11 protein-coding genes are annotated in these 12,466 nt (G+C 67.7%); 2 read left to right on the top strand and 9 right to left on the bottom strand.

What is annotated here, in order from left to right:
* Positions 1–34: 34 nt before the first annotated feature.
* On the bottom strand, positions 35–508 hold the full coding sequence (locus PE061_RS21675; RefSeq protein ID WP_420794357.1) for an Lrp/AsnC family transcriptional regulator: 474 nt from the start codon (positions 506–508) through the stop codon (positions 35–37).
* A gap of 127 nt (positions 509–635) precedes the next feature.
* Here PE061_RS21675 and PE061_RS21670 point away from each other — a divergent pair, with 127 nt between their 5' ends.
* Complete coding sequence (locus PE061_RS21670) at positions 636–941, top strand: hypothetical protein (protein ID WP_271257206.1); 306 nt, start codon at positions 636–638, stop codon at positions 939–941.
* A gap of 7 nt (positions 942–948) precedes the next feature.
* On the opposite strand, the gene PE061_RS21665 is transcribed toward PE061_RS21670, so the two are convergent.
* The 6 genes from PE061_RS21665 to PE061_RS21640 form a co-directional block, all read right to left on the bottom strand.
* Complete coding sequence (locus PE061_RS21665; protein WP_271257205.1) at positions 949–1,569, bottom strand: TetR/AcrR family transcriptional regulator; 621 nt, start codon at positions 1,567–1,569, stop codon at positions 949–951.
* A 1-nt stretch (position 1,570) separates the two neighbouring features.
* Positions 1,571–2,005, bottom strand: coding sequence for an ester cyclase (locus PE061_RS21660; RefSeq protein WP_271257204.1), 435 nt, complete (start codon positions 2,003–2,005; stop codon positions 1,571–1,573).
* A gap of 123 nt (positions 2,006–2,128) precedes the next feature.
* Complete coding sequence (locus PE061_RS21655) at positions 2,129–2,392, bottom strand: Lrp/AsnC ligand binding domain-containing protein (RefSeq protein WP_271257203.1); 264 nt, start codon at positions 2,390–2,392, stop codon at positions 2,129–2,131.
* A complete protein-coding gene (locus PE061_RS21650; protein WP_271259263.1) occupies positions 2,392–3,810 on the bottom strand; it encodes an amino acid permease in 1,419 nt (472 codons plus the stop codon). Before PE061_RS21650 ends, PE061_RS21655 begins: the two co-directional genes overlap by 1 nt.
* A gap of 127 nt (positions 3,811–3,937) precedes the next feature.
* Positions 3,938–5,506: a choice-of-anchor I family protein gene (locus PE061_RS21645; RefSeq protein WP_271257202.1), complete on the bottom strand. Its 1,569-nt coding sequence runs from the start codon at positions 5,504–5,506 to the stop codon at positions 3,938–3,940.
* A gap of 174 nt (positions 5,507–5,680) precedes the next feature.
* A complete protein-coding gene (locus PE061_RS21640; protein WP_271257201.1) occupies positions 5,681–5,878 on the bottom strand; it encodes a hypothetical protein in 198 nt (65 codons plus the stop codon).
* 256 nt (positions 5,879–6,134) lie between these two features.
* On the opposite strand from PE061_RS21640, the gene PE061_RS21635 reads away from it, so the two are divergent.
* Positions 6,135–6,473 carry a UrcA family protein gene (locus PE061_RS21635; protein WP_271257200.1) on the top strand — a complete coding sequence of 113 codons (339 nt, stop codon included), beginning with the start codon at positions 6,135–6,137 and terminating at the stop codon, positions 6,471–6,473.
* Between the two features lie 60 nt (positions 6,474–6,533).
* On the opposite strand, the gene PE061_RS21630 is transcribed toward PE061_RS21635, so the two are convergent.
* Both PE061_RS21630 and PE061_RS21625 read right to left on the bottom strand, forming a co-directional pair.
* Positions 6,534–9,023: a TonB-dependent receptor gene (locus PE061_RS21630; RefSeq protein ID WP_271257199.1), complete on the bottom strand. Its 2,490-nt coding sequence runs from the start codon at positions 9,021–9,023 to the stop codon at positions 6,534–6,536.
* 181 nt (positions 9,024–9,204) lie between these two features.
* Positions 9,205–12,342: a DUF748 domain-containing protein gene (locus PE061_RS21625; protein WP_271257198.1), complete on the bottom strand. Its 3,138-nt coding sequence runs from the start codon at positions 12,340–12,342 to the stop codon at positions 9,205–9,207.
* Positions 12,343–12,466 lie beyond the last annotated feature (124 nt).

Genomic DNA, 12,466 nt, shown 5'->3' with positions numbered 1-12,466 from the left:
TTCCCCATGCCGAAGCCGCGCGACGGCCTGCCGCTCAGGCTGGAGCGGCTCTGACCGGCAGCGCCGTGGTGCTCTTGATCTCCGAGAGCGCCATCGACGAGGTGATCTCCTGCACGCCCGGCAGGCGCGAGAGCCGCTTGAAGAACAGCTTCTCGTAAGCCTCGATGTCCGGCGTCACGATGCGCAGCAGGAAGTCGGTCGTGCCCATCAGCACGTAGCATTCCTGAATCTCCTCGATCTCCCGCACCGTCGCCTCGAACTCGGCCATGTGCGAGCGGCCGTGCGCGGAGAGCTTCACGTTGGCGAACACCTGCGCGCCGAGCCCCACCTTGCGCCTGTCGAGCAGTGCGACGCGCTTCCGGATGATGCCGGCTTCCTCCATCGCCGCGATGCGCCGCCAGCAGGGGGATTGCGACAGTCCCACGCGCTCGGCGATCTCGGCGGTCGACAGGCTGCAATCCTCTTGCAGGATTCGAAGGATTTTCCGGTCGAACGCGTCGAGTTGCATGATTTAGTCTTTCTTTTGGAATTTTGAATGATTTTTATGCACGAATTCGAATCTCGCGCAATCACTTTGCATCCCTTTTCCCCGGCGCCTGTGCGACAAGCGGGCCATCATCTCGAAGAGGAATGTCATGTCGTCTGCTCTTGCCGCTGCCGCCGCGCCCGCCGTTTCCGGGCCGCATCTCGCCTATGTCAGCCGGAGCGCGCACTTCGAGATTATCGCGAACGTCGATCCGCACATCAGCTTGCGGGTGCTCAACTATTTCGCCCAGCGCGATCTCGTGCCCTCGGTCTTCCGTTCCCGGCGCGTCCGCGAGAGGCTGGAGATGCGCGTCGTCGTCCCCGGTCTTTCCGACCATGACGCCTCCGTCATCGCCGAGAAGATGCGCGGCCAGTTCGCGGTCGCGGCGGTGACGCTGGAAATGATGGTCGGTTAAAACAGCTTCAGCCTGAGCCGGTCGGGGTCCGGCGCGCCGCGGCGATCAGCGCGCGGATCGCCCAGCGGCGCACACGCGCCGCTTCGGCGTCGTCCAGCCTCAGCACGTCCCGGAACACGATCATCGCCTCGGGGCCGACGATCAGCGCCAGCGCGGCGGTCAGCGCCTTGAGGTCGGCGGGCTCGAACGATGCCCGCGCGGGCGCGAGCGCTTCCTCCAGCATCGGCGTGCGCCGGTCCTGACGGACGGGGAGGTCGGCGCCGGTTTCGCCGCGCGCCCGGCGTTCGATCGCGCCCGCGAGCATCAGCCTGAGCGGCACCTCGTTTTCGGCGATGAGCGCGTGCAGCGCCGTATCGACGCGCTCGACGCGCTGCACCGGGTCGTCGTCGGCGCCGTTCAGGACGTCGCCGATCCTCGGGAACTCGATCTCCAGCGCCGCTTCCACGAACAGCGCGTCGACGTTCGGGAAATAGCGGTAGGCCGTCGCCCGTGAAACGAGCGCGGCGTCCGCGATCTCCTCCAGGCTCGGCCGCTGGCCCTGCTTCAGAAGCTGCGCCGCGGCGGCGAGAATGTCCTGCCGCGTTCGTCGCCGCTGCTTCCAGCGCCCGGTCTGCTCCGTCTTCGCCACGCTACTGTTGCTGCGGCAGCTGCTGGAGGATGGCGGCGAGGTCGACCCATACGTTCTCGCGCGCGATGTCTCCGCCGTCCGAGAACTCGATCACGTGGAGCAGCCGGAACTTCAGCGGCCGTCCCTCTCCGGCGACGCCGAACGGATGGCCCGGCGCGAACCCCTCCCACAGCGAATCGTCGACCATGAAGTTGTCGCCGTACAGGCGGCGCAGCGTGGTGAAGCGCCCGTCCGACAGGTCCTGAAACAGCGATTCATAGAAGCCGCGCGTCGCCTCGCGCCCATGCGAGGGGCCTGCCGGCCAGCCGACGATGTCGTGCTCCACGTCATGCGAAAGCGTCGCGAGCACGCCCTCCACGTCGTCGCGCGCCTCGAAACCGAAATGCGCGTCCATCCGCCGGTCCATCTCCTCCCGGCTCAAAAAACCAGTCGCCATCGTCGCCATCTCGTCACCCTGTCGATTCGATGGCAGCCTCATAATGAGATTTTTATCTCATAACAAGAGAGCGCGCTCAAGACGCGGGCGCATTTCACACCCCCGCCGATAACTTCCTCAATTTCAGTTCACGAAGTCGCCGATGTCCTCGCCGTAGACGCGGTACGACATCATCGTCACGGTTTCCTTGAGGCCCGGCACGCGGTGCAGCTTCTCCTGCACGAAGTCCTCGATCTCGGGGAGGTCGCTGAAGCCGACCTTGATGAGCAGGTCGTATTCGCCCGTCACCGAATAGACCTCGGCGACCTCCTCCATCTCGGCGATGCGGTTGCCCACGCTCGCGGCGTGGCCGAGGTCGCACTTGGCGAGGACGAACAGGCGGTACATCAGGCTTCCTTCCGGCTGACGGCGGCGATCAGGCTCCGCCGCATCCCATAGGCGAGATAGACGGCGACGCCAATCAGGTTCCAGACGAGGAAGCGGGCTTGCGTCTTTTCCGGCAGGCTGACGAACAGGTAGAGGCAGCCGCCGATCGCGACGAGCGCGACTGGCAGGTAGAAGGGCACGCGGAACCTCCGCTCCGCGTCCGGCGCGCGGCGGCGCAGCACGATGAGGCTGACGCCGATGGCGGTGAACGCGGCGAGCGTCCCCGTGTTGGCAAGCTCGGCGATCTCGCCGAGCGGCAGCAATCCCGCGATGATGCTGACGACGACGGCCGTCACCACCGTCATCAGCACGGGCGTTCCCGTGCGCGCGTTCACGTGCGCGAGCCGTTCCGGCAGCAGCCCATCGCGGGCGATGGCGAAGAAGATGCGGCTCTGGCCGTACATGAAGGCGAGCAGCACGGTCGGCATGGCGACGATCGCCCCCGCGCCGATCAGCTGCGCCGCGCCCGGCCAGCCGAGCGAGCGCAGCACATGCGCGAGCGGCTCCCCGCTTGCCGAGAACGCCGCGACCGGCATGGCGCCGATCGCCGCCGCTGCGACCGCCATGTACACGACGGTGCAGATCAGCATGGAGCCGATGATGCCGATGGTGAGGTCGCGCGCCGGGTCCTTCGCCTCCTCGGCGGCGGTCGAGACGGCATCGAACCCGTAGAAGGCAAAGAAGATGAGCGCCGCGCCCGCCATCACGCCGACCGTGTTGCCGCCGACCTCCTCCGAGCCCCAGCCGTAGGGCGCGAAAGGTTCGAGGTTGGCGGGGTCGAACGCAGGCACGGCAAGCACGATGAACAGCGCCAGCGCCGACATCTTCAGCAGCACGAGCAGCGTGTTGACGAACGCGCTTTCCCGCGTTCCGAGCGCGAGCAGGCCCGCGACCGCCATCGTGATGAGGATCGCCGGAAGATTGATGATGCCGCCCGCGTGCGGCCCGGCGGCGAATTCATGCGGGATCGTGACGCCCCAGCCGTTCAGGAAGCCGACGGCATAGCCCGACCAGCCGACCGCGACCGCCGCGCAGACGACCGTGTATTCCAGCACGAGGCTCCACCCGACCACCCACGCCACGGGCTCGCTGAGGGCGACGTAGGAATAGCTGTAGGCGCTGCCCGCGGCGGGCATCATCGTCGCCAGCTCGGCGTAGGCGAGGGCGGCGCAGGCGCAGACCAGCCCGGCGATCGCGAACGAGACGATCACGGCGGGGCCCGCCTTGCCCGCACCGATGCCGATCAGCGTGTAAATGCCCGTGCCGACGATGGCGCCGACGCCGAGCGCGACGAGGTGCGGCCAGGTGAGGGTGCGTCTGAGGGCGCGGCTCCCGGAATAGCTTTGCCAGTCGCGAAGCCCCTTGCGACGTCCGAAGATGCTTCCTGCCACGCCCGCTGCCCCCTTGTCGTGCCGATGGAGGGGCACATTGGCACGCGGCAGGCACATGGGGAAGCCCGCCCTTTCCCGCCTTTCGAGGTGCGGGAAAGGGCGGGGTGAGGCGTGTTTACGCGGCCGCTTTCGCGCGGCGGCGGCGCATGGCGAGGAGACCGGCGAGGCCGAGGCCGAACAGGCCCATCACGGCGGGCTCGCTCACCAGGTTCAGCGCGAAGATCGCGAGGTTGCCGGTCTGCTCGTCGGCGACGGCGAGGAACGACTTGCCGTCGCGCGTGAAGAAGCTGAGCCCCTCCGGCCGCCCGAGCAGGTCGGAGACGATCGCGCCCAGATACTTCGGGGCGACGCCGAGGCCGAAGTCGGTGATGTCGAACGCCAGCACCGAGCCGAGATCGACGCCGTTGGAGCGCTCGAGCCCCACGAACAGCACCATGCGCCCGTCGAGGATGCCGATCTCGATGCCTTCGGGTTCCGGCCCCTTGTTGTCGCTGCGCCCGTCGTCATAGGCACCCGGGAAGCGGGCGGCGAGGATCTGTTCGAGAATGTCGCCGCTGTCGAACACGCGGTTGCCGTTCTCGTCGAGGATCGAGAAGCTGCGGCCGCCGAAGGCGAAGAGCTTCGCATCCGCGGGGCCTTCCGCGCCCGGCGTGCTCGTCACGCCGAGCCGGTTGAAGAGGCCGTAGTCGCCGAGCGTGCCCGCGCGCACCTCCTCGACGAGCCCGTCCCATTCGCGGGCGTCGCCCTCGTCGGCGGTGACGAAATAGGTCTTGCCGTTCGAGGTGAAGCTCTTGATCGCGTCGGGAAGGTACAGGCCGTAGAGGCCTTCCATGCTTTGCAGGTTGCCCTTGATGTCGTCGCGGTCGGACGGGTCCATGCGGTTCGCGCCGGGCGCGTAGCTCTTGAAGCCGAGCGGGATGATGTCGGTGACGATCGGCTCGGCGCCGGTGAGATCGACGACCGCGATCGCGTTATTCTCCTGAAGCGTCACGAACGCGCTTTTGCCGTCCGGCGAGAAGGCCGTGTATTCCGGCTCGAGGTCCTGCGCGACCGAGGCGCCCGGCCCGAAGATGCGCACGCCCTTGGCCTGAAGCTCGGACTTCTTGTCGTTGAATGCGCCGAAGCCCGCGGTTTTCACGGTGCCGGCGGCAAGGTCGATGTAGCTGATCGAGCCTTCCGGGTCGACGCTGTCCGCATTCCCGTAGCTCGACGGCTCGCCCTCGTTGGCGACGAGGAGCCGCGTGCCGTCCGCCGAGAAGCTGATCTGGTCGGGAAGCGCGCCCACCGTGAACGCCTGCGGCGCGGCGCTGAGGTTGGCGAGATCGTAGACGAGGACGCGGCCCGGATCGGTCTTGTTCGCGGCCTGGATCGCCACGGCGACCTTGCCGCCACCCACCGCGACGCTGTTCGCCGCGCCGCCCGCGAAATAGGTGTGCGTGTCGAGCGCGCCGATCTCGGCGCTCGTCTTCGCGTCGACGATCTTCACGAAGGCGTCGTCGCCGTTCAGGCCGACGACGAACAGGCGGTCGCCGCTCGGATCATAGGCCGGGATTTCGGAGGCGTCGCCGAGCGTGACGCTGGTTGCGCCGCGCACCTTCAGGACGGCGGCGTTGGCGGGCAGGACGGCGGCGGGCAGGACGGCGGTTGCGGCGAGCAGGCCGGCGAGAACGGAAAGCGTGCGCATAGGTGATGGACCCCTTGTTAACCATTTGCCGGGGTCGCCTATGAAGCGCATTTTCCGGGCGAGTCGAGCCGCTCACACAAAGTTCACGCGGCTGTCACGCGGTGGCAACGAACGCCGCCGGAAGTGTCGGCGGGGCTTACAAAACAGGCTGTTTCGCAGTCTTCCGGATCGCCGTCATTGCAGGCGCACGAGCCGGCCTTCGGAAGGGATGCCTGCGATTCGCTGCCGGTCCCGGAATTTCTCCGCGATTCGGATGTAGGCATCGGCAATCCGGCTGTGCATCGCGCGCTTCTCGGGCGACACGGCGGCACGCGCGAGGCGCCAATGCTCGTCGGCGCGGCGCAGATGATATTCGAAATCGTTCGGGATCAAGACTCCGCTCCCCCACCCATGCCGCCTTTTCAGCAGGATTTTGTGCGCTCTTGCAGCACTGCCGTCTTTGATCCTCGTCAAATCGGGGAGGGGTGTCGTTACGCCTGCGCCGTGCATTTTTGACGCTGTTTTGACCCGCTTCTCACGCACCGGTCACGCTGGCTGGCGATAAGGAGGCATCGCGAGGCGGACACGTTCCCCCAGCCCTTCCTCCCCGGTGTCCCCTCGCGACCCCACAGCACAGGAGTTCATCCAGATGTTCTACGTCAGAAGCGCGGCGGTCGCGCTGGCGGCGGCGATGACGGTCGGTCTTGTCAGCGCGTCCTCCCACGCCGGGCCGGTTTCGGTCGCGGTCAGCTTCGCCGATCTCGACCTCACGACGCTCTCGGGCGAGCGCGCCCTGCGCGAGCGCGTGTCGGGCGCAGTCCTCACCGCCTGCGGCACGCGGCCGAGCGCCGAGATCACGATGGAGATGGTCCGCCGCGCGTGCATCCGCAACACGTCGGTGACGGCGGAGGCGCACATCGACGCGGTGATTTCAGGTTCGCGCAGCCTCGCCCATGCCGGGCCGGCACTTCCCGGCACCGCCCACTAGCGTGCCGAGCGGGGGAAGGGGCGGCCCGGAAGACCCCCCGGGGCCGCCCTTTTCGCCTGTCTAGAAGCCGACGCGGGCCGACACGCCGTAGAAGCGCGGCGGCGTGGGGTAGGCCGCGATCGTGCCCGGCTGCTCCGGCACCGCGAACGTGCCGATGTGGTAGTACTTGTCGAACAGGTTCTCGACGAAGACCTCCAGCCGCCACTTGTTGTCCGCCGACGCGACGCCGATGCGCGCGTTGACCACGGCGAAGCCCTCGTTGTCCGCGATGCCGCGGCTTTGCGAGCTTGTCACCTGCTCGCTCTGGAAGCGGAAGTCGGCGTGGACGAGCGCGTTCAGCGTGTCGGTCAGCGGCGGGGTCCAGGTGGCGGCGCCCGTGATGGTGTGGCGCGGGATCAGCGAAAGCTGCTTGCCGACCTCGAATTCCAGCGGCGTGCCGACAAGGCCCGCGCCGTCCTTGATCTTCGCGTCGACGAGGCTGTAGCCGAGCCGGAAGGTGAGGTCGCGCGCAGGGCGGATGGTGCTTTCCGCTTCCACGCCCTTCGACACCGTCTTGTCGACGTTCATCGTGACGAAGCTGTTCCCCGAGAACACGAGCTGCTGGTAGTTCGAGAAGTCCTGATAGAAGGCGGCGACGTTCAGCGTGAACGCGCGGCCCCACTGCGACTTGAAGCCGACCTCCCATGAATCGACCTTCTCGCTGTCGAACTCCAGATCCTCGATCTGCCCGCCGTCGCCGCCGAGGATGACCGAGTCGAAGCCGCCGCGGTCGAGGTTGTAGCCGCCCGACTTGTAGCCGCGGTCGTAGCCGCCGTAGAGCATGAAGTCCGGCGTCACCGCATAGGCGAGCTTGGCGGTGCCGGTGAACTCGTTCTCGCTGCGCTTGCCCCTGTAGAGCCCGTTGAACTCGCTGTTCACGGTCGGGTTGCAGGTCAGCAGGATCGCGTCCGGCGCCATCGCCGCGAGCGCGCCTGTCAGGATCGACGTCGACGGGTCGAGATAGAAATCACAGGTCGGCGAGATCGCATCGAGGTTCGCGTTGATTTTCTTCTTCTCGTGGTTCCAGCGCAGGCCGAGCGTGAGCTTGAGGTTGTCGCTGATGTCGAAGACGTTGTGCGTGAAGAGCGCCAGCGCCTCGGTGTTCACGCGGTAGCGGTCGGCGACCTGGCCGCCGCCCACCGGCCCGGCCGGAAGCGGCGAGTTGAGCAGCGCGAACAATGCCGGATCGGCTGCCGCCGCCGCCGCGATCGCCGGGTTCAGCGCCATCAGCACCTGCCCGAATTCCGGAACCGAGGGGCCGAACGTGTCGAACAGCTCGAAGCCGCTCGCCGCGAACAGCGCGTCGCCGTAGAAGTTGGCCTGCGTGCCGAAACGCACGCGGTCGGTCAGCGTCAGCTTCTCGTTCAGGTAGAAGCCGCCGACCAGCCAGTCGAGCCGGTCGCCGAAGGCCGAGCCCTGCAAACGGACCTCCTGCGTGAAGTCGCGCAGGCCGGGCGCGTAGCCCTCGCGGTAGGCGCGGTCGAGCCCGGAGAAGTCGATGTCCTGATTGCGGCGCACGTCCCAGTCGCGCCATGCGGTGATCGAGGTCAGCGTCACGGTCTCGAAGTCGTAGGTGACTTCGGCGGACACGCCCCATTCCTCGACGGCTTCGTCATAGCTGCGGCCGGGCGTCACCGCCATGCGCCGCTCGGAAGGCTTGCCCGCGTAGATGCCGGTGAGGCCCGCGAGCGCGCCGCCGAGCTGGACGGCAGGGGCCGTGGGACCCTGAACGACGTTCACAGCGCCGCAGCACTGCTCGTCGGTCTTCGAGTAGTCGGCGATGAAGCGGATCGTCAGATCGTCCTTCTCGACGAGCGCCTGACCGCGCAGCGTATAGCGGTCGAGATTGTTGAAGCGGCGGTCGGAGTTCACGTCGCGGATGTAGCCGTCGCGCTCGCGGTAGATGCCGTCGAGACGCAGCGCCACCGTGTCGGTGACGCCGCCGGTGACGCCGCCCTTCAGCGAGATGGCGTCGTAGTTGCCGTAGCTCACCTCGGCATAGCCGCCGAGGTCGAACGACGGGCCTTCGGTGATGATGCTGAGCGCACCCGCCGACGTGTTGCGGCCGAACAGCGTGCCTTGCGGGCCGCGCATCACCTCGACGCGGTCGATCGGCGGCAGCTCGGCGAGCGCGAGACCGGCGCGGGCGCGGTAGACGCCGTCGATGAACACGCCGACCGCGGGCTCGAAGCCGGGGTTGTCGCCCGCCGTGCCGATGCCGCGGATCGAAAGCGAGGTGCCGGTCGCGGCGGACTGGCCGGTGAAGACCTCGAGGCTGGAGCTCAGCTGCTCGAAGCCGCGGATGTCCGTGACGCCTGCGTTGTTGATGAGGTCGCCGCCGATCGCGGTGACGGCGATCGGCACGTCCTGCACGGTTTCCGCGCGCCGCGTCGCGGTGATGACGATTTCGTTGGCGCTGAGATCGTCCTCGACGCTGGTCTGGACGTCCTGCGCGAAAGCCGGGGCGGCGAGGGCGCAGCACGCGGCACCCAGCAAAAGCGAACGCTTCACAAATGATCTCCTGAACGACTTGGGTGGATGTCCCGACATTTGTTTCGTTTGGTTAATCACACCGAATGGTTAAGGCTTTCTCTCGCACGGGTGCGGGAGCGCCGAAGTGGCGGGGCTGCTATACGAACGTAAAAGCGTCTGCAACCCCGCTGCGGGGCCGCAAGACAGGTCCGGAACCCGGCTATTCGAGCGAGAGTTCCATGCGGACGGCGGTATCCTTCGCCTTTACGGCCTGCCGTGTCGAAAGGAACACACGTGCCGGATCAATTGCACCGTCGGCGAGCAGGGCGTCGCGCACGGCCTCGGCGCGGGCCGTGCCGAGCGCGGCGAGTTCGGCGTCGGTCGGCAGGAATTCGGGGCGAAGGGCGTCCGCCATCAGCGCGGCTTCGCGGTTCCGGCGCACGTCGCGTTCGCTGATGCCGTCTTTCTCGGCTGCCGTCCTGTCGGCGGCGCTGACGGCGTCGGACGTTTCCGGAAAGTCCGGGCTGCCGCCGCGCTTCGCCTTGTAGAGATCCTTGAGCCGGTCGTGGCGCTTGTCGGGCGTGAGCGCGGCAAGGTCGGCGGGTTCGCCCTTCTTCACCTCCCTCGCCATCGCGGCTTCGGCCATGCGCCGGTCGGCGATGGCGAAGGCATCGGCCTCGATGCCGGGGCTTGCCGGAATGTCGAGCTTGAGGGCGGGGCGGTCGGCGAGGCCCTTGGCGAGTGCGGCGAGATTCCTGCCCGCGCTTTCGGGAAGCGCGGCGGAGCCGGGCGCGAAATCGACGAACTGCGCCTCCTCGGCGCCCGCGAACAGCGATCCGATGAAGCGGAACGGCGCGGTGACGATCTTCTCGATGATGTTGCCGATGATCTTCCAGATGATCGGCCCGAGCCGGAACTGCGGGTCGTCGAGCGATCCGGTGATCGGCACCTCGAGGTCGATCACGCCGTTCCTGTCCTTGAGCAGGGAGGTGGCGAGCCGGATCGGCAACGGCACCTTCTCCTTGCTGTCGGTGGCCTCGCCCCATTCGAGCTGGTCGATGACGACATGGTGGTCGGCTTCGAGCGCGCGGTTGTCGATGCGGTAGCCGAGTTCCGTGGTCAGCTTGCCGCGCGCGATGGCATAGCCCGCGTAGCGCCCCGAATAGGGGTTGAAGACCGGCAGCTCGATGTTGCGGAACGCCATCTTCACATCGGTCTTGCGGTCGTAGGCGACGAGATTGGCGCGGCCTTCGATCTTCACGGGTGAGAAGCGGTTGATGACATGCCCGTCGAGGTCGATCTCGGCGACCGCGCCCGGCATGTTCGAAATCGCCGACACGCGCCCGCGCAAGGCCTCGATGCGCGCCTCGAAATTCGGCTGGATCGAATGGTCGGCGAAGCTCATCGTGCCGCCGTCGATGTCGAGCCGCCTGACGGACACCGGCACGGCGAGCGGCGTCTGCGGGGCTGCGAGCGCGGCCTGAGCCGTGGCGGCCTTCGCCGCGCGCGCGGCTTCGATGCGCTTCGTTTCCGCCCGGCGTTCGGCGCGCGTCATGCGCCGGGCCGATTTTGCGGGAACCGGCGCCGGTGCCGCCGAGGCGCCGGTGACGGCGGCGAAGTTGAACGTCCCGTCCTGAAGGATCGCGACGCGGCCGGATGGGCGGCTGAGACGGGCGTGGGCGATCTCGATGCGCGGCGATGCCGGTCCGCGCCAGTCGATGCCGGAAAGCGCCAGTCGTCGCCACGACAGCAGGTCGCTGCGGCCCGCGCGTTCGACCAGCCGCAGGCCGTCAACCGTCGCGTCACCCGAGAAGTGCGCCTTGGGCGCGGTGTCCGCATCGGTGACGGACAGCCGCCCGCTGAGGCCGAGATCGCCGCTTTTCAGGTCGAGCGCAGGGTAGGGCGGCAGATAGGGCAGCGCCGCCTTGAGCGGGAAGCCCGTGAGCGCGATGCGGAGGTCGGTGCTGCCCGGCGGCATCACCGTGCCTTCGGCGTTCAGCGTCGTCGTCCTGTTGATGCGCGCGTCCGCCGAGACGGTAATCGGCGTGTCCGGGGCGGCGAGGTCGCCGCGCGCCGTGGCGTTCGCCGTGATGTCGAACACAGCCGCCGGGGAGACGGCGCGGTCCTCGAAACGCAGCGACGCCTCCGACAGGGAGAATGCGCCGAGGGCGATGTGCCACGGGGCTGCATCGTCCTTTTTCGCTTCCGCGGGCTTCGGGACGGGAAGCATCCTTGCGAGGTCGATCTCGCCGCTGCGCGCTCGTGTCGCTTCGCCTTTCAGGCCCCGGACGCGGAGATCGCCGATCTCGACGCGGCGCCGGCCGTAGCTCACGCGGATGTTGTCACCTTCGACGCCCGTCAGGCGCAGCGGCGCGATGGCCGCGCCGGCCGGTCCGTTCGCCGTCGCATCCCGAAGGGCGAAACGCGGTACGACGACGTCCGCGACTACTTCGGATACTTCCGGAACGGAGAGCGCAACGCTGGCGCCGTCGACATCGACCTCGCCGAGCCGGGCGCGTCCGCGGAACAGGTCCTTTCCGTCGAACGCGAGGCCGGTGAGCCCGAGCTTCGGCAGCATCGTCGAGAGTCGCGTGACGCCGTCCCCGTAACTGAAATCGTAGGAACCGTGCAGGTCGATGAGCCCGTCCGTCAGCGCGACGGGCAGCGTCTCGCCAAGGAAGTCCTGAATCGATGCGGCCTGCAGATGGCGGATGGTGAAGCTGCCGTCCGACGCGATCGGGGCCATCGAGACGTTGCCTTGCCAAGCGAAGACCTCGCCGCGTTCGCTCTCCGCCTCGAACCGGAAGCCGCCGCCTTCGGCCCGCGCTGTGTGGAAGTCCCGCAGAGAGAAGCTGATCGGCGCGAGCAGCTTTTCGGGTTTCGCCGCGCGGCTGTGGTCGGCGAAGGCGATACGCCCGCCCGTCACCGAAAGATCGCCGATCAGCACGGCGGGCGGCGGTTCCGCGCTCGGCGGCGGCACGAGCTCAAGGAGGTTGAGCGTGCCGTCCGGGCGGATCAGCGCATGGACGGCGGGGCCGTCGATCCGCACCTCGTCGAAGCGGTAAGCATCGGCGAACAGCGACAGGATGGAGAAATCGAGATGGAGGTGCTTCGCTGCGACCATCGGCGCATCCGCACCCGGAATCGCGATGTCGGAGATGTCGAGCCTGAACCTCAGCGGATCGACCCTGATCTCGCCGAGGCGGAGCGGCTTCTTCAGTTCGTCCCGCACCCATGTCGTCGCCTTGCTGCGGACGAGATCGGGCGCGAGCCACGTTCCGGCAGCCCAGTATGCCGCGAACAGCACGATGAACGCCGCCGCTGCAAGAAGCGGCTTTGACCGAACCAGCCCAGTCATTGCGTCCGCCGTAACGCTCCCCGAGGATCGGACGCATGATGCGTCTGCGCGGCGGTCATGGCAAGCGCGCGTCGGACCCAAACGAAAAGAGCGGCCCGAAACAGGCCGCTCTTTCAGAACGATA

Origin of the sequence: Sphingosinicella microcystinivorans, assembly GCF_027941835.1 — a bacterium.
Taxonomy (GTDB): domain Bacteria; phylum Pseudomonadota; class Alphaproteobacteria; order Sphingomonadales; family Sphingomonadaceae; genus Sphingosinicella.
Note: the sequence above shows the minus strand (reverse complement) of the source record. Positions and strands in the feature narration are given on the sequence as shown.